The sequence below is a fragment of the Proteus sp. G3927 genome (genome assembly GCF_963894685.1).
Lineage (GTDB): Bacteria > Pseudomonadota > Gammaproteobacteria > Enterobacterales > Enterobacteriaceae > Proteus > Proteus mirabilis.
Genome location: NZ_CAWQGX010000026.1, coordinates 74,335 through 95,738, shown reverse-complemented (window position 1 = coordinate 95,738; position 21,404 = coordinate 74,335). Strand labels below are relative to the sequence as shown.

Annotated in this window: 23 protein-coding genes and 1 tRNA gene; 14 read left to right on the top strand and 10 right to left on the bottom strand. The window is 35.5% G+C overall.

The genetic code is table 11. From position 1 onward, the window contains the following. Positions 1–110 precede the first annotated feature (110 nt). Positions 111–578 (top strand): macrodomain Ter protein MatP, encoded by a 468-nt coding sequence (gene matP / locus AACV00_RS09335; RefSeq protein WP_036894628.1) that lies wholly within the window; start codon positions 111–113, stop codon positions 576–578. A gap of 164 nt (positions 579–742) precedes the next feature. Here the strand turns inward: matP and ompA are convergent, their stop codons facing one another. Both ompA and sulA read right to left on the bottom strand, forming a co-directional pair. Beyond that, positions 743–1,831 carry a porin OmpA gene (gene ompA, locus AACV00_RS09330; protein ID WP_004247686.1) on the bottom strand — a complete coding sequence of 363 codons (1,089 nt, stop codon included), beginning with the start codon at positions 1,829–1,831 and terminating at the stop codon, positions 743–745. A 348-nt stretch (positions 1,832–2,179) separates the two neighbouring features. Then, positions 2,180–2,734: an SOS-induced cell division inhibitor SulA gene (gene sulA / locus AACV00_RS09325; protein WP_064505926.1), complete on the bottom strand. Its 555-nt coding sequence runs from the start codon at positions 2,732–2,734 to the stop codon at positions 2,180–2,182. Positions 2,735–2,960: 226 nt separating this feature from the next. Here sulA and AACV00_RS09320 point away from each other — a divergent pair, with 226 nt between their 5' ends. After that, the gene (locus AACV00_RS09320) at positions 2,961–3,575 is read left to right on the top strand and encodes a TfoX/Sxy family DNA transformation protein (protein ID WP_036920066.1); all 615 of its coding nucleotides are present in this window, start codon (positions 2,961–2,963) and stop codon (positions 3,573–3,575) included. A gap of 129 nt (positions 3,576–3,704) precedes the next feature. Here AACV00_RS09320 and yccS read toward each other — a convergent pair whose 3' ends face one another. Next, a complete protein-coding gene (gene yccS, locus AACV00_RS09315; RefSeq protein ID WP_004247689.1) occupies positions 3,705–5,879 on the bottom strand; it encodes a YccS family putative transporter in 2,175 nt (724 codons plus the stop codon). Positions 5,880–5,994: 115 nt separating this feature from the next. On the opposite strand from yccS, the gene helD reads away from it, so the two are divergent. Further along, positions 5,995–8,046, top strand: coding sequence for a DNA helicase IV (helD, locus tag AACV00_RS09310; protein WP_161680269.1), 2,052 nt, complete (start codon positions 5,995–5,997; stop codon positions 8,044–8,046). A 4-nt stretch (positions 8,047–8,050) separates the two neighbouring features. Here helD and AACV00_RS09305 read toward each other — a convergent pair whose 3' ends face one another. Further along, entirely contained in the window at positions 8,051–8,509 is a 459-nt protein-coding gene (locus AACV00_RS09305; RefSeq protein ID WP_004244689.1) for a methylglyoxal synthase, read from the bottom strand. A 139-nt stretch (positions 8,510–8,648) separates the two neighbouring features. Here AACV00_RS09305 and AACV00_RS09300 point away from each other — a divergent pair, with 139 nt between their 5' ends. After that, entirely contained in the window at positions 8,649–9,062 is a 414-nt protein-coding gene (locus AACV00_RS09300; protein ID WP_004247691.1) for a CoA-binding protein, read from the top strand. A 64-nt stretch (positions 9,063–9,126) separates the two neighbouring features. Here AACV00_RS09300 and hspQ read toward each other — a convergent pair whose 3' ends face one another. Continuing rightward, positions 9,127–9,447 (bottom strand): heat shock protein HspQ, encoded by a 321-nt coding sequence (gene hspQ, locus AACV00_RS09295; protein ID WP_004244691.1) that lies wholly within the window; start codon positions 9,445–9,447, stop codon positions 9,127–9,129. 199 nt (positions 9,448–9,646) lie between these two features. On the opposite strand from hspQ, the gene AACV00_RS09290 reads away from it, so the two are divergent. Further along, entirely contained in the window at positions 9,647–9,931 is a 285-nt protein-coding gene (locus AACV00_RS09290; protein ID WP_046335282.1) for an acylphosphatase, read from the top strand. 2 nt (positions 9,932–9,933) lie between these two features. Here AACV00_RS09290 and tusE read toward each other — a convergent pair whose 3' ends face one another. Continuing rightward, positions 9,934–10,263: a sulfurtransferase TusE gene (gene tusE, locus AACV00_RS09285; RefSeq protein ID WP_004244693.1), complete on the bottom strand. Its 330-nt coding sequence runs from the start codon at positions 10,261–10,263 to the stop codon at positions 9,934–9,936. A 180-nt stretch (positions 10,264–10,443) separates the two neighbouring features. Here tusE and AACV00_RS09280 point away from each other — a divergent pair. Both AACV00_RS09280 and AACV00_RS09275 read left to right on the top strand, forming a co-directional pair. Beyond that, positions 10,444–10,531: transfer RNA gene (locus AACV00_RS09280), tRNA-Ser, on the top strand. A gap of 190 nt (positions 10,532–10,721) precedes the next feature. Next, entirely contained in the window at positions 10,722–11,252 is a 531-nt protein-coding gene (locus AACV00_RS09275; protein WP_036908197.1) for a GNAT family N-acetyltransferase, read from the top strand. A 234-nt stretch (positions 11,253–11,486) separates the two neighbouring features. Here AACV00_RS09275 and AACV00_RS09270 read toward each other — a convergent pair whose 3' ends face one another. Further along, a complete protein-coding gene (locus AACV00_RS09270; protein ID WP_161680267.1) occupies positions 11,487–11,831 on the bottom strand; it encodes a DUF1869 domain-containing protein in 345 nt (114 codons plus the stop codon). Between the two features lie 2 nt (positions 11,832–11,833). Next, positions 11,834–12,166 carry a DUF1971 domain-containing protein gene (locus tag AACV00_RS09265; protein ID WP_152964542.1) on the bottom strand — a complete coding sequence of 111 codons (333 nt, stop codon included), beginning with the start codon at positions 12,164–12,166 and terminating at the stop codon, positions 11,834–11,836. Between the two features lie 355 nt (positions 12,167–12,521). Between AACV00_RS09265 and cbpA the strand changes: the two genes are divergently transcribed. The 3 genes from cbpA to yafC all read left to right on the top strand — a co-directional run bounded on the left by cbpA (position 12,522) and on the right by yafC (position 14,812). Next, the gene (gene cbpA, locus AACV00_RS09260; protein WP_004247010.1) at positions 12,522–13,466 is read left to right on the top strand and encodes a curved DNA-binding protein; all 945 of its coding nucleotides are present in this window, start codon (positions 12,522–12,524) and stop codon (positions 13,464–13,466) included. Then, positions 13,466–13,771: a chaperone modulator CbpM gene (gene cbpM / locus AACV00_RS09255; protein WP_004247011.1), complete on the top strand. Its 306-nt coding sequence runs from the start codon at positions 13,466–13,468 to the stop codon at positions 13,769–13,771. The genes cbpA and cbpM overlap by 1 nt, the downstream gene beginning before the upstream one ends. 144 nt (positions 13,772–13,915) lie before the next feature. Next, positions 13,916–14,812 carry a DNA-binding transcriptional regulator YafC gene (gene yafC, locus AACV00_RS09250; RefSeq protein WP_020945450.1) on the top strand — a complete coding sequence of 299 codons (897 nt, stop codon included), beginning with the start codon at positions 13,916–13,918 and terminating at the stop codon, positions 14,810–14,812. A 55-nt stretch (positions 14,813–14,867) separates the two neighbouring features. Here yafC and dkgB read toward each other — a convergent pair whose 3' ends face one another. Further along, positions 14,868–15,671 (bottom strand): 2,5-didehydrogluconate reductase DkgB, encoded by an 804-nt coding sequence (gene dkgB, locus AACV00_RS09245; protein ID WP_020945451.1) that lies wholly within the window; start codon positions 15,669–15,671, stop codon positions 14,868–14,870. Positions 15,672–16,232: 561 nt separating this feature from the next. On the opposite strand from dkgB, the gene AACV00_RS09240 reads away from it, so the two are divergent. Further along, positions 16,233–17,729, top strand: a complete 1,497-nt coding sequence (locus AACV00_RS09240) for a C69 family dipeptidase (protein ID WP_161680265.1) — start codon at positions 16,233–16,235, stop codon at positions 17,727–17,729. Between the two features lie 78 nt (positions 17,730–17,807). On the opposite strand, the gene AACV00_RS09235 is transcribed toward AACV00_RS09240, so the two are convergent. Then, positions 17,808–18,704, bottom strand: a complete 897-nt coding sequence (locus tag AACV00_RS09235) for an AraC family transcriptional regulator (RefSeq protein WP_004251900.1) — start codon at positions 18,702–18,704, stop codon at positions 17,808–17,810. Positions 18,705–19,055: 351 nt separating this feature from the next. On the opposite strand from AACV00_RS09235, the gene AACV00_RS09230 reads away from it, so the two are divergent. The 3 genes from AACV00_RS09230 (at position 19,056) to cspE (ending at position 21,167) form a co-directional block, all read left to right on the top strand. Continuing rightward, a complete protein-coding gene (locus AACV00_RS09230) occupies positions 19,056–19,388 on the top strand; it encodes an MliC family protein (protein WP_004247019.1) in 333 nt (110 codons plus the stop codon). A gap of 294 nt (positions 19,389–19,682) precedes the next feature. Continuing rightward, positions 19,683–20,540, top strand: coding sequence for an alpha/beta fold hydrolase (locus AACV00_RS09225; RefSeq protein ID WP_161680263.1), 858 nt, complete (start codon positions 19,683–19,685; stop codon positions 20,538–20,540). A gap of 414 nt (positions 20,541–20,954) precedes the next feature. After that, complete coding sequence (gene cspE / locus AACV00_RS09220) at positions 20,955–21,167, top strand: transcription antiterminator/RNA stability regulator CspE (RefSeq protein ID WP_004247021.1); 213 nt, start codon at positions 20,955–20,957, stop codon at positions 21,165–21,167. Positions 21,168–21,404: the final 237 nt, after the last annotated feature.

Sequence of the window (21,404 nt, the reverse complement as noted above, 5' to 3'; positions counted from 1 at the left end):
GCTACTTATCTTTTTTGGTGATAATTTAAGCAAAAATATTCGGTTTAAGGCAGTTTTTTGGCAAAATTGTTGATATGCTAGTATATAGTTACGTTGTCACGGTGATTTGTATGAAATATCAACAGTTAGAAAATCTAGAATGTGGCTGGAAGTGGGCTTATTTGGTAAAAAAACATCGCGAAGGTGAATTAATCACCCGTTATGTTGAAAAAAGCGCCGCCGATGAAGTGGTTGAGCAACTATTACGCCTTGAATCTCAACCATTAAAAGTGCTTGAATGGATCAACTTACATATGAACCCTGAGTTATCGAATAGAATGAAGCAAACTATTCGTGCTCGAAGAAAGCGTTATTTTAATGCTGAACATCAGCATACGCGTAAAAAATCTATCGATTTAACTTTTAAAGTTTGGCAACGCCTATCAGCACTATCTCAGCGCCGAGGTTTGACATTATCAGAAACGATTGTCCAGCTTATCGAAGATGCGGAGCGAAAAGAGCAGTATGCACTAAAAGTACATCACCTAAAAGATGGCCTAATTGAGTTACTAGAACGAGACAAACAGAAAAAAGAGTAGATGACAATAGCGTTGTTTATTATCGAGAGATCATCAGTATAGCGTTAACTTAAGAGGTATAGAGAATATCTCTGCTAATTATTTAAAGTCATCATCAAAAGAAAAACCCTGCCGAAGCAGGGTTTTTTTAGAATTCATTACAGTAGATGTCTCTACTATTTGAATTATTGACCAGGTTGAACAACAACTTCAGTTGTACCTTGGATTTCGATTTCTACACGACGGTCTGGCGCTAAGCAATCGATCAGAGCTGCACGAGCTTTGATGTTGTCACAAGTGTTGCCAGTTACTGGGTTTTCTTTACCACGACCTTCTGCAGAGATGCTGTTTGCAGGAATACCTTTAGATACCAGGTAATCAACTACAGATTGAGCACGTTTTTCTGACAGAGGCAGGTTGTAGTTTTGAGAACCGATACGGTCAGTGTAACCGATAACTACGACACGACCTTGAGTTGGGTCGATGTTAGCTAATTCGTTGTACAGACCATTCAGTGCTTCTTGACCTTCAGCTTTCAGAGAAGATTTGTTGTAGTTGAACAGAACGTCTGAACGCAGAGTAAAGGTTTTGTTCTCAACAACTGGAGCTGGAGCAACTACTGGAGCTGGCTCAACAACTGGAGCTGGAGTTTCTTGGTTGAAACGGTAAGCAACACCAACACTCAGCATACCATTGTCTGGACGAGCGTTCAGAGTACCTTTATCACCGATGTTGTTGATCCACTGATACTCAAGACGAGTAGCAATGTTAGGAGTGATCGCGTATTCAGTACCTAATGCGAATACTGGAGAAACGCCAGTATCATTTTCAGAGAAACGTTTTTGAGTTCCTGCTGAAGTTGCATTAATAGTTGCAGTTGAATCTGCACGCCATACCATACCACCTAAACGTGTATAAACGTCTAAGTCATCCATTACTGGATAGCTTAATTTAGTGGTTAATTGGATACCTTGAGCTTTGAATGCACCGTTGTTGTATGAACCTTTATAAGCCATACGACCTAACCAGTCATAACCCAGTTCAAAACCTAAGTATTGGTTGTACTGATAACCAGCAAATGCACCAGCACCAATTTGGTCTTTGTGTGTGCTACCGTTACCGATATTCACGCCGTCCCAATTGTTACCAGTACTTTGATACTGAGACCAACCTAATTTACCACCGGTATACCAAGTATTGTCTTTTGGAGCTGCTTGCGCTGCAGTTGCGAAAGCTGCCACTGCCACTGCTAATGCGATAGCTGTCTTTTTCATTTTACGCCTCGTTATCATCCAAGTTAGGCATTTGGCTTTAAGCCTTATTATTTGCCCTTGGTTAAATTATTGTTAGGAATTCGATGCTTTCATCAAATGATGATCCCCAAAAACGGGATTTAAAGCATAACCTTAACGATATAAAGTCTACAATGAACTTAAAAAGTTACAAGTATCCCTTTAAAATTCGACTTAAAATTTTAAAAAGATCGGCCGTTATTCACAATAAGAATTATTCTATATTTTTGTTAAATTTCTTGTAACCATATGATTTAAGTTACAATTGATTATGACTTATCTTAAATGATAATGTTGCGTTATGAGTATTAGGAAAACTCTTAAATTTCACTAATGGTAGTGATTTGAATGAATTTTTATCGAGTTTAAATGTCGTTTAGAGGAATTATTGTTTTCTATTTGGATATGATTACTGTTTTGTTGTCGCATGATAAAACCTAACGCTTTACCGATGCTGGCAGCATATTCTAATCTTTTCATCTCTTCTGACGATATTTCTGGTAACCAACCCAATACTACACTGTAGTTTCCACTTAGTAGCGCTTTTTCCATTAATTCCACAGTATTAATTGAATCAACATGATTGAGTTGAATGATTTTATTCAGGGGTAAGCCGGTTTCTTTTAACCAACTACGATTTAATTTTTGTTGTGGACTTAACCACAGTAACCAACGTGATTCATGGCTATACTGTTTTAACAGAGGTAGTAAGATGTGGTTAATCATCAAGGGATTTTGGTAAAGCAGTTCACTTACCATGCCTTGTCTATTATCGGGCATTGTTGTTGTAATTGTATCGGAGGCCATAGAGAGAGGTAATACCTCAGTAGAGATCTCTTGGAAAAGGCCATTTTGTCTTGCCAAAGATGATGTTGAGAGTTTCATATTTACCTCGTTCAATATGTACTGTACGTATATACAGTATACCTGAGTTTCACTTAAATCAAGATCAATTTTTTGAAAGTTGCTCTCAAAATTTATGTAAATTCATATTTTTGAGCGGGTAACTATTGGCAAAAAAAGGACATTTATTTATTGTCTTAACCATCAAGAATACAGTCATATATTTGAATTTTAAGATAAAAAATATTTTTTGTGGTTTGGAGATCTGATGTCAATTTTACCTGAGCAAAGGAAGGCTCATTTATTATCGCGCGTAGCAGAATATGGAAAGTTAAGTAAGAAGTCTCAATTCGGCGGTTATAGCTTAATGGTTGATGAGGTTATCTTTGCGATTACTGCTGATAATGAATTTTATTTAAAAGGGAGTGGTTTTGTTGAAACACTCTATAAAGCAAACAACATGGATGCATACGTCTATCTAAAAAAAGGTATCCCCATTACATTGCGCTATTATCGTATTACGCAAGCAATATGGCGTAATAGCGCTAAGCTCAATCAATATATCGATTTTGCATATCACTATAGTACTCAGGAGTTTTTAGGGCAGCAAAAGCAGCCTCGTCGTATCAAAGATTTACCCAATTTGGGCATAGCATTAGAGAAAAAGCTGAATCAAGTTGGGATTAACCGTATCGAGGAATTACGTACGATCGGTGCGAAGGCATGTTATTTAAAACTGATTGCGCAACCTAAGCAAGGAAATAGCGACTTATTGCTTGCGTTAGCAGGTGCTATTGTTGGCTGTCATCGGTCTGTGTTACCTAATCAATTAAAAATGGAATTGTTAAATTGGTATAAAGAGTTATCCGTTAAATCCTATTAAACTACAGTACTCGGACTTGAGTACATTAGAATGAACAGGAATAACGGAATAAGAGCAAACTTAAGCCAATAGAGTCTGTTATTTTCTCTAAGGTTCTAATAGAAATTAGAGAAAATAACTTTTTATCCATCAAGCTGTAGCTAATTTATCTTTATCGTTTTGCCATTCTGTTTGCTCAATTAGCTCAATGCAATTGACAATTTGTGGCAGTAAATCCAGTAACAAGCGTATTTGCGTTAACACTAATTGAATACGGGCGTTATCTGAACTTGGTTGTGCATTAACACGTGCGATAAGTTGATCGTGAGATTGTATAAAATCATTATCTTGTGGTTTTTTACGTCTCAACGCTGAATCAATATAACAGACAGTATCATTAAGCAGGGTGAGTACTGCTTCATCTTCAATTTTGCAACGATGAACACCTAACGCTGAAATATAGCTCAGTAAAGTATGATTTAAACAAAGTAATTTAAATGCTTCTTCTTGAGAGGTTTGAAAGCTTTTAGGCTCTGATGACATGTTAGAAATTAAAGATGCTAACTCACCATCACTGCTATGTGCATTACGACGTGCAATACGATAATTAACGCTATTATCTCTTCCTTGATAATACTGAATGAGGATCGCATCAAGATAGTAGCAGTTATTGGTCATGGTTTTTTGGATGAGCAATGGCAACTGACGGAACTTCCAATCCGGCCAAATAAAACTGACTGCAAACCAGGCAATAGCACAACCAATTAACGTATCAATGATCCGCGGTAGTGCGACATCATAGCCTTCACCTAATAAATTAAAACTTAATAAAACGAGTAGGGTGATAAACAAAGTGGCATGAGCGTATTGTACGGTTCGGAAAGCAAAAAAGAGCGTACCTGTCACAACAATAAGTACTAATTGACCTTCAATGGAAGGCACAAAATAGAGAATAGGGAAACCAATTAAAATACCAATAATAGTGCCACTGACCCGTAATGTTAATCGTCTACGTGTCGCATTATAGTTAGGCTGACAAACAAACAAACTGGTTAATAAAATCCAGTACCCTCGATGCAAATCAAAAAACTGGATGATCACATAACCTATACATAAGACAAGTGACATTCGTACTGCATGTCTAAATAGGGCTGATTTTGGTGTTAAGTGACCTTTTATTCTTAGCACGATATCTCGCCACCCAGTAAGCCCTTCATCAGATAACTGAGTTTCTTCTTTTTGGTCATGAGAGATTTGATATTGCTCTGTACTAATACTTTTTAATAAAGCATCGATGCCCTGTAAGTTTTGTAATAAATTATAGAGTGGCGCAATAATTTGTGGATCAGAAGTACTGTTTTTTACATTATTAAGTGCATTTTCTAAATGAGTGATTGCACGTTCAAAATGAGGATTATGTTGGTACTTTTTATGCCAAAGAATAGATTGAGCGACTTGTTCGCAGGCTCTTGCTTGCATTGACAGTAAGCGCTGAAAGCGGAAAAGGACATCACTGTGGCGTAATCTATCACTCAGTAATTGATATTGAATATGAGAAGAGCTGGCCCGTTCATGAATATCTTGAGCCACAAAGTAATAATGCAATGTGAAACGACTGCTACGCTGGCCCCTATCACCTTTTAAACGGCTTAGTAATGTTAGTTTAGTTTGGCTCATTGCCTCAATTAACTGATTATTAGCCAATGCCAAGTTATACAGTAATTGCTGTTGATCACCTTCAATATCGGGATCAAATAATGCGGCCTTGGCTTCTAGATAAGCGGAAAGCTGCTGATAATAACGCGTAAGGCTATCTTGAACGGGACGAATAGGGAAAAGTAGGTGACCAATTAAGGTAAGCAAATTGTACCAAATCGCGCCTAAAAGGAGCCAAATAGGTTGTTCATGCCATTCTGGGAAAATCGGCATACCTAACATGGTATAAATAGCGATTAATAGCGCACCAAAGGCGATGGTAGCATAACGCTGACCCAAGGCGCCTAATAAAATAAACCCCCAAGTGGAGATAGCAAGACCACAAAAGAATAAAATAGGGTAAGGGTAGAGTAATCCGATGGATGTTGATGCTAATAAGAAACAACATAAGGTGATCACAAGGTTTCTTAAGCGGCCCACAAGCCTATCATCTAAGTCAGTTAATGCGGCTGCGACAACACCTAATGTAAGAGGTATAGTATATTTTGGTTCTTGTCCTAAAGCCCATGGAAATAAAGTCGTTCCCGTAAGTGCGATTATTATGCGAATATAATATAAAAAGTGGCTATTATAGATAAATCGGCGGGCGCCATTAAACAAATTGAACACAAAAAGCCCTTAAATAAACAAGATGGAGATAATTACCTCTTAGAATATAGGGTTTATTACAGATAAAAAAGAGTTTAACGACAGACTATTTGTTATTTATTGTAGGAATTACAGAATGGAACTGAAATCAACCCCAATGGGACAACGTTTAGCTCAGCATCCTTATAACAGGGTAAAATTGTTAAATGCGGGTATTGAGGTCAGTGGTGAAAAGCATCAATATTTAATTCCTTTTAATGAATTGATCGACATTTTTTGTAAAAAAGGCATTGTGTGGGGAGAGTTAGAGTTTTTACTGCCCGACAATAAAGTGGTTCGTTTGCATGGAACGGACTGGGAAGAAACGCAACAATTTTACCGCTATCTCTATCAAACTTGGCAAATATGGAGCCAAGAGATGAGTGAGATAACGGCGCAAGTACTTGAAAAGCAACTCTCTTCTATCCAAGATATAATTCAAAGCGATAAATGGATAAAACAAAACCAGTTAGCCGGTATTCAACAGTCTATCCAAGAAAGTTTTTCTGCTATTCCTCTTCCTCTGGAACGACTTGCTCAATTTGATAACTGTAAGGTGCATTATCAACGCTGTTTACAGTGGTTACAGCAAGGTAAGGCATTAATTGCGCAAGAAAATGAGCAATGGATCACCCGTATGTTGACAGAGCATGCGGAGTTTTTTACTACCATTGAAACATCGCCTTTAAATGAATCGCAATGTAAAGCCGTTATCAACAGTGAAGATAATATATTGGTATTAGCGGGTGCTGGTAGTGGTAAAACGTCGGTACTAGTGGCAAGAGCAGGGTGGCTGTTACGTCGTAAACTAGCAACCTCTGAACAAATTCTACTATTGGCTTTTGGACGTAAAGCCGCTGAAGAGATGAACCAACGTTTATCTGAGCGCTTAAACGCTGATATTACGGCGAAAACCTTTCATGCATTGGCATTATTTATTATCCAACAGTCAACTAAAAAACAACCCAAGATCAGCGAATTAGAAATCAATAGTGAAAAGAGAAGAACACTATTGTTAACGCAGTGGCGTGAGCAGTGTCAGCAGAAAAAAGCACAAGCGAAAGGCTGGCGTGAGTGGTTATCTGAAGAGCTAGCATGGGAAATCCCTGATGGGGAGTTTTGGCATGATAAAAAATTAGAAAATCAAGTTGCCGTAAGGTTAGAGCGGTGGATCAGTTTATTAAGAATGCAAGGTGGTAGCCAAAAAACAATGATTGATTCTGTGCCTGCAGAATATACGGATGCATTTAAAAAGTATTTAAAACTATTAGCACCACTGTTAAAGGCATGGAAAACCGCATTAAAAGAAGAGAATGCCATTGATTTTTCAGGGCTATTACATCAAGCCATTAATCTGATAGAAAAAGGGCGTTTCGTCAGTCCTTGGAAACATATTCTGGTGGATGAATTCCAAGATATTTCACCACTAAGAGCAGCACTATTAAATGCGTTAAAACAACAAAATACACAAACTTCATTATTTGCAGTTGGTGATGACTGGCAAGCTATTTATCGCTTTAGTGGGGCTGAATTATTACTAACAACAGCGTTTCATCAATCTTTTGGTGATGGTGCTGAGTGTGCATTAGATACCACTTATCGTTTTAATTCGACTATAGGTGACGTTGCCAATACATTTATTCAACAAAATCCTAATCAATTAGCTAAGCCTTTAAATAGCTTAACAAAAGGTAATAAAAAAGCCGTTGTATTATTGCCGGATGATCAATTAGAAAGTTTATTAAATAAAATGAGTGGTTATGTCAGTGACGATGAAACGATCCTTTTATTAGCGCGTTATCATTACTTACAACCTGATTTATTGAAAAAGGCGAAAACGCGCTGGCCTAAATTAAAATTACAGTTTATGACTTTTCATGCTTCAAAAGGTCAACAAGCTGATTATGTGATTATATTAGGTTTACAATCGGGTAAAGACGGATTTCCAGCTCCGGCAAGAGAGTCTATTATAGAAACCGCTTTATTACCCCCTGTTGAAGACTATCCTGATGCTGAAGAGCGCCGATTAATGTATGTGGCATTAACAAGAGCAAAAAAACAAGTATGGTTATTATTTAATAAACAACAACCATCTTGTTTTGTGTCAGAGTTAAAATCTCAAGGTGTCCCTACGCAAAAAAAACCATAAGGCATTATTTTAAACGTTCTTTTAAATAACCTTCATAGTCGGGAATTTTAATTTTTGACTCTTGTGAAAAAAGAGGGGACGAAATAAGAAAATTAGCCGTCGCACGATTGGTTGCTACGGGAATATTCCAGACTGTTGCTAGGCGTAACAGCGCTTTCACATCTGGATCATGAGGAACGGCATTGAGTGGATCCCAAAAGAAAATAAGAATATCAATTTTCTTTTCTGCGATCATAGCACCAATTTGTTGATCACCTCCCATGGGGCCACTTAACATCTGAGTGACCTCTAATCCTGTATGGTGATTAACCAGATTTCCTGTTGTTCCTGTGGCAAATAACTTATGGTGAGAAAGCTGTTCACTGTTGTTTTTAACCCATTCAAGCAATGAGCTTTTACAGTGATCATGTGCAACTAACGCAATATTTTTTTCTGTGGCGAGTGTGCGGTCAATTTGTTCCATTTGCTACCTTTAAAAATAAATACAGTTATTATTCCAGTTGTCAACATACCTTTTTTTTATCTTACAAGCTATGAGCGGAACAAGATACTATGATGTATCATAAGATTTTCAATCTTCCTGCTGATAACGGAGCATATAAATGGTTGATTCAGAGATTTATGACATTCTAAGAAGTGTCAAAACAATTGCACTGGTTGGTGCAAGTCATAAAGAAGATCGCCCTAGTTATAAAGTCATGAAATTCTTATTAGAGCAAGGCTATGAGGTGATCCCCGTTAATCCGGGTATGGCAGGGGAAACAATATTAGGCCAGCAATGTTATGGTCATTTGCAAGATATTCCTGTGGCGATTGATATGGTAGATGTATTTCGTCAATCAGCAGCAGCGCTCGAGATTGCCAAAGAAGCGATTAAAATTAATGCTAAAGTTTTATGGTTACAGATAGGTGTGATCAATGAAGAAGCAAAAGCATTAGCTGAACAATCGGGGTTGCGTGTGGTTATGGATCGCTGTCCTAAAAAAGAGATAGAAGCCCATGGATTGCCTTGGTAATAGGCAGAGTAAAATCGCCGAAATGTATTCGGCGATTATCATTAAGGTTAAGAATGGAAGAAAATTAGTTTCTTAATCGCGGAGCCTGTAATTGGTTGCGGATTGATTGTGACAACTCATCCATTGAGTCATTATCTAAATGCTCATCTGAGAGTTCATAAGTTATTTGAGCTTCAGCTAAATAGGTATGAACAGGTTGTCCTTCATCATCTTCCATGACAACATGATACCAAGGCGCTGATCGCAAGGTCATATTAGATGCAATATCATCCTCGTTAGGTTGATCAAGGGAATATTCAGCATCCACATCAACAACTACACCTAAATAACCGAGTAGTTTATGTCTAACCTGCTGGCCTATTCCAAATTTGCTGGCGATCATCATTTATCACCTCCGTAAAACCTTGCTTTATTAATTTCTGTATATGAGGGCATAAAGTGAAATTTCAAGGTGTAACAAAATTAAACACGTCGTTATCCAGTGTAAATGCAAACCTCACAAAATCAGATTATCTATTGTATAAAGAAAAGACAACAATCTTATCGGAATTTTTGCGTTACATATAAGTTTGGAGGGTAGGTAAATGAAGGTTGGTAGAGAATATATTATTCAAGGTCGTGTACAAGGTGTCGGTTTCCGCTTTCATACTTATCAATGGATGAAAAAGCAGCCTATTACGGGTTATGTGTGGAATCGTGATGATGGCAGTGTGGGGATCAGAGCTTTTGCTGAAGAGCAGGTACTGAGAAAAATAGAAGATTGGTTGACTGCTGGAGGACCAATAGGGAGTAAGATTGTATTCTGGTCGGCAACACCATGCCAATATGAAGAAATGGCAGACTTTTCAATCCGCCATTATGCATCTTAGTATTAAATACATTTGACAGGTTTAGGTAAGCCCGCGAGCTTCGTTGCCTGTTTAGCAGGACCTTTAGGGAATAAGCGATATAGATAACGGCTATTGCCTTTTTCATCGCCATATTTTTGTGCTAATGCTTTTACTAACATTCGGATCGCCGGTGAGGTATTAAATTCTAAATAAAACTGGCGCACAAAACGGATAATTTCCCAATGTTGCTCTGTGAGTTCAATTTCTTCAAGTTCAGCTAATATTGGCACCATCTCTTCGGTCCATTCATTGCTGTTTTTTAAATAACCGTGACTATCTGTCTCGATTTGTTGTCCGTTAAATACAAACATGTGTTTCTAACCAATCAAAAATAATCATTTAATTTAGCAAAAATAACCGCAATACCCAAGTCTAATGCGTAAATCGTTGATAAATTAAGCTGTTAAATCAAAGGGCGTTTAAAATTACGCCAAACAAGACAATAAGGGCTTTACAATATAAGCGTGGATGTTTATATTGCTCCCCATTGCGGAGGGGTGGCCGAGCGGCTGAAGGCAGCGGTCTTGAAAACCGCCGATGGGAAACCATCCGAGAGTTCGAATCTCTCCTCCTCCGCCATTTCAATGTCTCCTAACATCTCCTGAAGTCTCCTTAACTTCCTTTGATCCACTAAAAAATTTCCTAGTTAATAGTTTTATTCATAATTATTCAAATTTCTGTTTGTATAAAGAGTATTGAGCATTATTGTAACCTCTAAATATTTCGAATAGATTATGGTTGAATATATTTACGACTGGGGACACTCAATATGATGATTTATTGTTATGATGACAAAATAAGTGAAATTAAAATAGAACAACTCACCAAATTGTTATATAGATGTGTCCTTGGTGGGGCAAGTGTTGGGTATACTGACGCAGAAACTCAAATAGATGATATGAGAAATTATTGGCTTAGTGTTAATCACTCATTATCAACAAATACGTTTAAATTAATTACTGCAGTGATTGACGGACAAATAGTCGGTGTTGTTGGTCTTGAATTATGTACTAAACCAAATGGCAAACATCGTGGGGAGATTTGCAAACTATTAGTATCCCCTGATCATAGGCATAAAGGAATAGCACAGCAATTGATGCAAAAGGCTGAACAAATAGCATGGGAGAGAGGGATAACACTTTTAACTTTAGATACCATTACAAAAGGTATGACGGTGAGTCTATATCGCTTTCTTGGTTGGCAAGTTAGTGGTGAAATTCCTGAGTTTGCTCAAGCAGTTGATGGTAAGTTTGAGGCTACAACCATTATGTTTAAACTTAAGCCTGAGAGTAATAGTTAAATAAAAATAAGTTAATATCATTTTGCTATATATGATATTTTTCTAAATACACCAAAATAAGCCCCAGTCCTAGAGCTTATTTTTAAATTAACGATTAAAAAATTTAATTATTAACAATCGTTAATGTACTAAATGATGAATAAGATATTGTATTCATCATTTAGTAGCTTATTAACTCTATTTCCATTATAGAGTGTGATAGTGACTGCTTTAATTTGTTGATTAATTTTTAATTTACCAACCACAAACATTGGCTTCTTCATCCATATCATAACCACGGACGATATTGATTAAATCTTTAACCATTAGACTCGCCATATCAGGATCAAGTAAATCTTTTATCTCGCATTCTTTATCCACTGAAACACCATTATTTTTATTGGTGAGCGTTAAAGTTAGCGCTTGGGCTGAGAGATCTATTTTGCTCTTTAATTCGTTAGTTAATAACAAAATTTCTTTAGCGGCAACATCAGGAATATAAAGTATCTTAGGATTAAGGAAGATTTTCTCTGCTTTATCATCACTGTTATCACAAATAAGTGTCAATAAATAACCTTTATTATCATTTTCCATAGTCATTTTTAACCTTCAGCAAGTATTTTGGGGTCAACATAAAAGTCGATATTAAACACGGTGTCTTCAGTTTGTGCTTCAATTCTGTGCCAAGTTTCTGGTGGAAATACACCAAACTCACCCTCCTTAATCACTAAGGTTTCGGTAGGTTTTGAGCTATATTGATCGGCATAGGCATAATAAATAATAGTGCCTTGCATCACGGATAATCTAGGGTATACCCCTTGCTGGGTGCCTTTGTCTAAATGTCTCTCCCAGATTGATTTAGGGGCTGTCTCCCTTGTCCAAAAAGGCGTTGTTCGTATATGAATATAGTTTGTGGGAATAATGATACGTTTCATTGCTTCTCCCTTATTATTGCCAGTTATTTTGTTGCTTTTTATCTTAGTGAAAATAAAAAACAGAGATAAATCACCTGATAAATTATTTCTTCGTTGACCAAAATTTACCGCCAATAAAGAAGTATTTCAAATGCAATTTAATGATATTTAGATGATTAGTTATTCGATTTAGCTCTAACTATTTGTTTTTATTTATTTAAAAATATTTTAATAAATAAAAGATTTTTTAAGTTTAGTCTTCTAATAAGCTTAAATAGGGAGTTATGAAACTTATTTTGGTTAACAAAAAAGCGTTCTCTGTCCTATAATCTATAGATGTAGGGTATTTAATGTTTAACATAATCGAGATATCACTATGGAATTAAAGGATTATTACGCCATTATGGGGGTAAAACCCACTGATGACATGAAAACAATTAAAACTGCTTATCGCCGTTTAGCGAAAAAATATCACCCAGATGTAAGTAAAGAGCCAGATGCTGAGGAGCGTTTTAAAGAAATAGCGCAAGCTTGGGAAATTCTTGGTGATGAACAGCGTAGAGCTGAATATGACGAACTTTGGGCTCACCGCAATGATCCGAAATTTAAACAATTTACACAGCACAACAATTCACATTCAAACCAACAAAGTTTTAGTCAGGAAGATTTTGACGATCTTTATGCTTCTTTCTTTGGTCAAGGCTCACCTTTTGAAGGGCGCCATTCACGTCAAGCACCTAGACAACGTGGACAAGATCTAGAAATTGAATTACCGGTTTTTCTTGAAGAAGCACAAGAAGAACATAAGCGTACCATTAGCTATCATTTACCGGTTTATAATGTCTTTGGCATGATAGAGAAAGAAATTCCTAAGACCTTGAATGTCAAAATTCCTGCCGGTGTTGTTGATGGACAACGTATTCGTTTAAAAGGCCAAGGTACTGCTGGGGAGAATGGCGGAGAAAATGGTGATTTATGGCTAACTATCCGTATTGCACCTCACCCATTATTTGATGTAAAAGGGCATGATCTTGAAATTGTGGTTCCTATTGCACCTTGGGAAGCCGCATTAGGTACTAAAATTGCTATTCCTACACTTAAAGATAAAATTTTACTTACTATTCCTCCCGCTAGTCAGGCAGGTCAACGCCTGAGAATTAAAGGAAAAGGCTTAGTAAGCAAGCAAAAAAGTGGTGATCTCTATGCCATTTTGAAAGTCGTCATGCCACCTAAAGTAGATGAAAAAACACATTCATTATGGCAACAACTCGCCGAAGCCCAAGCCGATTATAATCCACGTAAAAACTGGGAGAATAAATAATGGCACAATTAACAACAATATTTACTATGACTGAGCTTTGTCATCATACTGGTGTTTCCAAAGAGGAACTTCAAGAAATTGTTGAATTAGGGGTTATTGAGCCTGTAGAAATTACCACCCAGGAGTGGTTTTTCAATGATGATGCAGTTGTTGTTGTACATCGGGCGTTAAAACTTCATCGAGAGTTAGCATTGGATTGGCATGGTATTGCAATCGCCTTGACATTGTTGGATGAAAATGAACGATTAAAGCAAGATAATAAACAACTTCGACAACAGCTTATGCGCTTTATTAATAATGAATAAAGTGTCAGATAATATATCGCTAATTGCTTGAGAGAAACTAACTATAAAGATATGGAAATAATTTTTTAAAGCAATTAGCGTATATATTATATAATAAGAGTGATTCACCATTAGGTTATTATTCACTCGTTTCTAAGGTCAGTCATGAAAGCCACTTCAGAAGAAGTCCAAGTTTTTATTGCAGTAGTTGAAAGTGGTAGTTTTACACGTGCTGCAGAAAAATTAGCATTAGCCAATTCTGCTGTTAGTCGTACAGTAAAAAAACTTGAGTCAAAGCTAGGCGTTAATTTATTAAATCGGACTACGCGACAATTGAGTTTAACGGAAGAGGGGGAGCATTACTTTCATCGTATGCAAGTTATCTTACAAGATATGAAATTAGCTGAAGATGAATTAATTAATACACAAAAAACACCACAGGGTCTATTACGTATTGATGCCGCAACGCCGGTTGTTTTGCATCTACTGGTGCCTTTTATTAAACAATTTCAGCAAAAATATCCTCAAATAGCCCTCTCTTTAGTTTCATCTGAAACATTTATTAATCTTATTGAACGTAAAGTAGATATCGCGATTAGAGTCGGTAATTTAACGGATTCCAGTTTACGGGCAAAACCACTATTGAATAGTTATCGAAAAATCGTTGCGACCCCTGATTATCTCGCCCGTTATGGACAGCCTAAAATCGCAGAAGATCTGCTTGACCATACTTGTCTAACTTTTACTGAACCAGTATCACTAAACACATGGCCTATTGAGCGAGATAATGGACAATTATTAGATGCTCCTATGGGAATATCGTCGAATAGTGGAGAAACGATAAGACAATTGTGTCTCGAAGGTAATGGTATTGCTTGCCTTTCCGATTTTATGGTGGTTAATGATATCGAAAATGGTCGATTTATCGAATTATTCCCCGATAAGCTGCGACCTATAGCTATGCCTTTTAATGCCGTTTATTATAGTGAAAAAGTGGTTAGCCAACGCATCCGTGTATTTATTGATTCTCTGAGTGAGTATATTGCTAAAAAAGTAGGTTAAGATATATAGGTGATAAAAATAATATCACCTATATTACGATTTAAATTGGTTAATCTTAATCCCAATGAGGCGCTAAACCTTCTGGGCTAACTAAACGATCATGACAATCTAACTTTGCAATCGCTTGTTTATCTTCACTATCCAATTTGATATTTACGCTGAGTAAATTACTGGCTAAATTTTCACGTTTTGTTGAAGATGGAATAACAGAATAACCTTCATTCATCGCCCAAGCTAAAATGATTTGTGCTGGTGTTGCATTGTGTTTTTTAGCAATGGTTTGTATTGTTTCATCTTTTAATGCTTTTCCGTAAGCTAGAGTCATATAAGATGTAATATGAATGCCATGCTGTTTAGCCCAATTTACCACTTTATGATTTTGTAAATAAGGTGATAATTCGATTTGGTTTGTTGCGATATTTTCAACACCAACGGCAGCAATAGCTTGTTCCATTAATGGAATGGTAAAATTTGAAATACCAATTTCTCGCGTTAATCCCATCTTTTTCGCAGCTAATAACTCCTGCATAAATTCTTTAACAGAAACTGCATCATTTGGCGATGGCCAGTGTACTAGAGTTAAGTCAACATAATCTGTTTGTAAATCACTTAAGCTTTGTTTCAAACTAGGAATTAATTTATCTTTACTTAAATTTTCTACCCAAATTTTTGTTGTGATGTAAAGCGCGTCGCGAGATATACCACTTTCTGCAATAGCTTGTCCTATAGCAGCTTCATTTTCATAAATTTGTGCTGTATCAATAGCACGATAACCTAGTTCTAGTGCAGTTTTTACAGAATTTATAACCGCATCGTCTTTTAAACGAAAAGTACCAAGACCTAAAACGGGAACACTCATACATCTCTCCTGAAAGGTAATAACAGTAGGGGAATTAAGTTGATATTTGTGACACCTTATTGGGTGCCTCATCGTCATGGTGGACAGTATAGTCTTTTTTATTGTTCTAAAAACAAGCTATAAAGCAAAAGACTTTTGTGATAAAAGCAATAATCAAATATATCAGTTTATAGGGAATAAAAAGTTCTTGGTATAAACATAATTAAAAATAAAATAATAAATTTATAATTATATTTTAGGTAAATAAATACGTTTTTTTATTAACGATATATCATATGATTATATTTTAATACACAATTCAACCAACATAGTTTGCGATATTTTTTAATATTTGACTACATCATATAATATTATTTGATTTTATATGCACTATAAAAAATGGTTGTTAGGCTGATGCGATTTTTATTTTTTAAATAGTTAATCATTGAGATGTTAATCACGGTAATTGATTGTTTCTCATTGCTAATATTCTGCAGACCAAAAAATATCAAGTTTTTTACTCTAAAATAGAGATAATTAATTGAGATATAAATTATAAATAACAAGCAAATGAGGCATTATATGTTTTTATTTAAAAAAGCTGTTATCGCTTTGTCAATTAATATCGCATTAGTTTCTTCGGCTCTGGCCTGCACAACGTTATTAGCAGGGAGTGAAGCAACTAATGACGGCTCTTTGATTGTAGCTCGTAGCGCAGATAGTGATGCTTTAAAAGCACAACATTTTGTTATTCATCCAGCTAAAAGTAATCAGACTGGCATTTATAGCACTCAAGCCCATCATGGCGCTAATAACTTTACTTATCCACTACCTAAACACTCATTACGTTATACCACTGTACCTAATTGGAAAACTCAATTGCATGGTGCAACGGGTTTTAATGAGCTAGGCGTTGGGGTGAGTGGTACAGAATCTATTTTTGCCTCACCTAAAGCATTGGCATTCGATCCTTATGTTGAAGATACGGGGATCACTGAAGATGATATTCCAGATATTTTACTCTCAAGGGCAAAAACTGCCCGTGAAGCAATTGAATTACTGGGGAACATCATCGAAACACAAGGTGCGGGAGAAGGGTTTGGGGTTGCCGTCGTTGATAAAAATGAGGTGTGGTACCTAGAAACAGGTACAGGTCATCAATGGATGGCGCAAAAACTACCAAAAGATAAATATTTTGCGACGGGTAATCAAGGGCGTTTACAGGCCTACCATATAGATAGTAATGATAATTTAGGTTCTAAAAACTTAGTTGAGTTTGCAATAGAAAAAGGACTTTATGATCCTGCCACTGATGGCGAATTTAATTTTTCTAAAGCCTATACGCGTGATGATGAACGTGATCTCACTTATAATTACCCGAGGGTTTGGGTTATCCAGCAACAATTTAACCCTTCTCTGAAACAGAATGTGGCAGATGGTCGTCAATTTGCGCCTATGCTGACACCGGAGAAAAAAGTATCAGTAGAAGACGCCAAAGCGATGTTACGCAACCATTTTGACGGTACAGAACATGATCCTTATACCAATGGATTGAATGGCAATGAACCATGGCGACCAATAAGTGTGTTTCGTACTTATGAATCTCATGTGATGCAAGTAAGGCCTGAATTACCGCAAGAGATTGGTGAAGTGACTTATGTTGGTTTGGGAATGGCTGATCTAACCGCTTTTGTTCCTTATTACAGTGGATTAAAAGCATATCCGCAACACTATGCTATTGGAACAGATAAAGCAGATAATGACTCTATCTATTGGAAATATCGTAAGTTACAAACATTAGTAATGACAGATTATCCTCAATTTGCTCCTATTGTTAAAAAAGCATACCAAGAATGGGAAGCTAAAACAGCATTAGAACAAAAAGAAATGGAGGCTAACTATTTGTCACTGAGTAAAAAGAATAAAGTAGCAGCGGATAACATGCTGAATGAATTTAATTTACGTGTAATGGCTGATGCAGAGCAACTAACTGAAAACTTAACTAATCAACTCTTTACTCTTAAAACTAAAAATATACAAGATGAGATCTTTTTTGCTAATCAATCTAAAAAAGATTAATTGTTTTAACGTATTATAAATATTAAAAAGATCTCAAGATGCGTAATCAGATTGAGATCTTTTTATTTCTATTAGCGACTAAAGAACAGGAATATAGTAACTAATTTCTTGTAGATGCTGCTCACTATGGCCGATTAACTTATCATAGCTAACCGATTGTTTTAAGGTATAGCGCTCAATATCTGGACCAGATCGACGTAGCAAATTCATCTTTGGCAATACTTTGGTATATACAGTATAAATAATATCATCATACCCGGTGAGGGAATCTAAAATATTATCCATCTCAAAAGTAATAACTAAATATTTCCCATTGGGTAATTCTACTTTAGACATAGTGGAAATATTAGCAGAGCTTGTTAATTGTTCTTTACTTACTGCTGTTGTATAAATATAAGTCGTATCATCTAGCGAGCCTGCAGAAGCACGATGTGTGGCATACATTTCTGTAGGGATGGTATGTATTTCTTTTAAAAACTTCTTCCAAAATTCTTTTCTAAATTTTTTCTTATCATAATTCCATGCTGAAATATTTTTATTGTATTGATGAGCCATACCTATCAACTCTTTAGAAGGTAAGGTCATTACTTCATATTTTGCTTTAAGTTCAACAGTTTCTAATGCTGGAAAGATAAGCTCACTAATATCCCAACCTTGCTTTTTCCTATATTCAGAAGGGGTGATATTAAATTGTTTTTTAAACGCACGACAAAACGTTTGTTGCGAATCAAAATGGTATTTTAAAGAAATATCTAAAAGGCTACTACGAGTGATCCTCAACGCATAAGCGCCACAAGATAAACGGCGTGCTAGGACATATTTGCCTAAAGATATTCCTGTATATGCTTTAAATAAGCGCTGGAAGTGCCACTTGGTATAGCCTGATTTTTCAGCAATAATATCTAATGATAAACGTGAATCTAAGTTTTGCTCGATCCAAACAATGATATCTTTAACTACATTTTCTTGAAGCATTGATCTTCCCACTATTTCACTTTATCGATATTATTAGATTAATCTATTGAAAATTAATCAAATTATTATTTGACAATAATATCATATTAGGCAGATTCTGTTACTCTAATTAAGGTAAAAGTTAATAACAATAATGTAAAGTTATGTATTTGAGTTGGTTTATCCTTAAAAATTAAGCTAGTAAAACTAATCTAGACTATTATACAGTGGGAAATAATTGCTTAGAAAATCGCTTATTTCTTTATATTACCCCTATAATTAAATACGGAGATATCTTATTTTTTATTTTATAAAAGCTATCTAACCTAATTGGACTAACCATAGTTACTTTAATTATTTTAGGAGATGTAAATGCGTAAATTACTTTCTATCTCTGCAATTGCTTTATTAACTTCAATTATTGCAACACCTGCATTAGCTGCTAAAACAGAAACTTACGACTGTGAAGGGCAAAAAATCAGAGTTTCTTTCCCTAATGATGATTTGGCCGTAATGGATTATAATGATGAATTAATCGTGTTAAAATCCGCAGTCGCTGCAAGTGGTGCGCGTTATGTTGGAGAAAGTTTCCAACTGTGGGGTAAAGGTAGTGAAGAGTTCAATTTAGCGACGATGTCAGAAGATGAAATAGTCAATGATCGTATTGCTGAAGATACAGGGCGTACTTGTAAAATAGTAAAATAATTTAATGATTATTTATTGAGATAAAGGCGAGCTAGACTCGCCTTTATTTTTAAGTAGTTATATATTTTTTATCGGCAGTTTGTTAGGATATCTAAATATTGATTATTTTATCTCAGATAAAATATAACTGTATAAATCAATGCATACTGAGAGTTAAAATGAAATCTTATCCTTAGCTAGTTTCAATATTAATTTTAATATCAGTTTTAATAAGAAACTGAAAAATACTTATTATATCTATCATTTTTTTAATGACGGGTATTCTATCTATAAATTAATTTTGGATACAGTCTAATGAAAGTTACAAGTGCCGAAAAACATGCATTGTTATTACCAGATAATCGAACGTTAACTTGGTATCAATCTGGCCCATCAGATGGTCAACCGGTATTATTCTGCACAGGTGCAGGGATGAGTGGGCTATTAAGTATGGATGCTGATCTGTTAACTAAGTTAAATATTCGACTTATTACACCGACTCGTCCTGGTTTAGGTGAATCAACTTTTGATCCTAAAAAGACATTAAAATCGTTTTCTAGCGATGTATTATTCTTATTAGCATATCTTAATATTAAGAATATCAGTGTGATAGGATTCTCTCAAGGTGCTGTTTTTGCAATGGCCATTTGTTACTATGGTAAAGTGGATAAGCTGGCAATTGTTGCTGGTCAAGATCAACTAGATTATCCTGAAATAAAAAAACTGTTGTCCAGTGATGTGGTTAATATGCAACAACAGGCATTATTCGATCCTGATGGATTAAAGATCTGGATCACTGAAAATATCACCGCTGACTGGTTAATGGATTTTATTCTGAATTATAGTGCTGATGTTGATTTGGCTCTTTATCAAGAAAATAAATTTTTTCCTGTTTATCAAGCTTGTATGAAAGAAGCATTTAAATATGGAAATAAGGGCTATGCTCAAGATTTATTAATCACGATGCAACCTTGGGGATTTACTCCTGAAATGATTAGCACACCTACAACATTATGGTATGGACTAAAGGATACGAGTACTGTTCACTCACCTGATTTTGGCAAGTTATTGTCTCAACGTTTTCCCCATGCACAACGTTATGTCTATGATAATGAAGGTGGCTCTTTGTTGTGGACTAAAACATCACAGATTTTAACTAATCTTATTAGTTAATCTGAGCAAATAAGCAATAAAAACAGTAGATGGTATAAATATATCAGTAGATATTGATTGTTTTGTAGAATTATCAGTATCTACTTTTAGTAGGCTTATTCCCAATAAATAGCTATCTATTTGTAAAAGTTAACAATTTCATGGTAAATAAATCAAATAAAAAATAAATTTACACTTCTATAAAAAATAAAAGTGAAAATAGTTTGCTATAAAATAAATTCTATGACTTAATAGCGTCATTGGTTTGGAAGTACAGACCTATTTATGTTAGTCCAGTTTTTAGTAGTTCACCGTTTAGCGCTATCCTTGATACCTCTTCGTTGCGAATTCCTTCAAATAGTACCCATAAGTAAAAATCCGAAATCAAACCGCAATTAGCCTTATGGCATAACTAAATTTATTAAAGGAAATTCTATGTCTAATACAATGACTGGTACAGTTAAATGGTTTAACGACGATAAAGGCTTTGGCTTTATCACACCTAAAGATGGTAGCAAAGATGTATTTGTTCACTTTTCAGCAATTCAAAGCGATAGCTTTAAATCACTGAAAGAAGGCCAAGAAGTATCATTTTCTATTGAAAATGGTGCAAAAGGTCCAGCAGCTGCTAATGTTATCGGTCTGTAATAATTATGGATTATTGCGTCTAAGACTTAAAGACACTTATATAAGTGTATCTTACTAGACGAAATAACTTAAAAACCTCACTGATGTGAGGTTTTTTTATATCTATTATTTGCTAATAAAAATAAATTTTATTCTAACTGATATTATTAAAGTTTAGTAAATATTCACCATACATAAAAAAAGAAAATAAAAATAATTTTACTTACTTTGCTATTACATATTTTTCCAAAAAGATTA

What these genes read in the sequence shown, in the direction of transcription:
- AACV00_RS09300 (WP_004247691.1), top strand. Translation starts at nt 8,649, where the DNA reads ATGGTTGATTCAGAGATTTATGACATTCTAAGAAGTGTCAAAACAATT.
- AACV00_RS09275 (WP_036908197.1), top strand. Translation starts at nt 10,722, where the DNA reads ATGATGATTTATTGTTATGATGACAAAATAAGTGAAATTAAAATAGAA.
- cspE (WP_004247021.1), top strand. Translation starts at nt 20,955, where the DNA reads ATGTCTAATACAATGACTGGTACAGTTAAATGGTTTAACGACGATAAA.
- AACV00_RS09230 (WP_004247019.1), top strand. Translation starts at nt 19,056, where the DNA reads ATGCGTAAATTACTTTCTATCTCTGCAATTGCTTTATTAACTTCAATT.
- sulA (WP_064505926.1), bottom strand. Translation starts at nt 2,734, where the DNA reads ATGAAACTCTCAACATCATCTTTGGCAAGACAAAATGGCCTTTTCCAA.
- AACV00_RS09290 (WP_046335282.1), top strand. Translation starts at nt 9,647, where the DNA reads ATGAAGGTTGGTAGAGAATATATTATTCAAGGTCGTGTACAAGGTGTC.
- AACV00_RS09320 (WP_036920066.1), top strand. Translation starts at nt 2,961, where the DNA reads ATGTCAATTTTACCTGAGCAAAGGAAGGCTCATTTATTATCGCGCGTA.
- ompA (WP_004247686.1), bottom strand. Translation starts at nt 1,831, where the DNA reads ATGAAAAAGACAGCTATCGCATTAGCAGTGGCAGTGGCAGCTTTCGCA.
- hspQ (WP_004244691.1), bottom strand. Translation starts at nt 9,447, where the DNA reads ATGATGATCGCCAGCAAATTTGGAATAGGCCAGCAGGTTAGACATAAA.
- yafC (WP_020945450.1), top strand. Translation starts at nt 13,916, where the DNA reads ATGAAAGCCACTTCAGAAGAAGTCCAAGTTTTTATTGCAGTAGTTGAA.
- AACV00_RS09235 (WP_004251900.1), bottom strand. Translation starts at nt 18,704, where the DNA reads ATGCTTCAAGAAAATGTAGTTAAAGATATCATTGTTTGGATCGAGCAA.
- cbpM (WP_004247011.1), top strand. Translation starts at nt 13,466, where the DNA reads ATGGCACAATTAACAACAATATTTACTATGACTGAGCTTTGTCATCAT.
- helD (WP_161680269.1), top strand. Translation starts at nt 5,995, where the DNA reads ATGGAACTGAAATCAACCCCAATGGGACAACGTTTAGCTCAGCATCCT.
- AACV00_RS09270 (WP_161680267.1), bottom strand. Translation starts at nt 11,831, where the DNA reads ATGACTATGGAAAATGATAATAAAGGTTATTTATTGACACTTATTTGT.
- dkgB (WP_020945451.1), bottom strand. Translation starts at nt 15,671, where the DNA reads ATGAGTGTTCCCGTTTTAGGTCTTGGTACTTTTCGTTTAAAAGACGAT.
- matP (WP_036894628.1), top strand. Translation starts at nt 111, where the DNA reads ATGAAATATCAACAGTTAGAAAATCTAGAATGTGGCTGGAAGTGGGCT.
- tusE (WP_004244693.1), bottom strand. Translation starts at nt 10,263, where the DNA reads ATGTTTGTATTTAACGGACAACAAATCGAGACAGATAGTCACGGTTAT.
- AACV00_RS09305 (WP_004244689.1), bottom strand. Translation starts at nt 8,509, where the DNA reads ATGGAACAAATTGACCGCACACTCGCCACAGAAAAAAATATTGCGTTA.
- AACV00_RS09240 (WP_161680265.1), top strand. Translation starts at nt 16,233, where the DNA reads ATGTTTTTATTTAAAAAAGCTGTTATCGCTTTGTCAATTAATATCGCA.
- AACV00_RS09225 (WP_161680263.1), top strand. Translation starts at nt 19,683, where the DNA reads ATGAAAGTTACAAGTGCCGAAAAACATGCATTGTTATTACCAGATAAT.
- AACV00_RS09265 (WP_152964542.1), bottom strand. Translation starts at nt 12,166, where the DNA reads ATGAAACGTATCATTATTCCCACAAACTATATTCATATACGAACAACG.
- cbpA (WP_004247010.1), top strand. Translation starts at nt 12,522, where the DNA reads ATGGAATTAAAGGATTATTACGCCATTATGGGGGTAAAACCCACTGAT.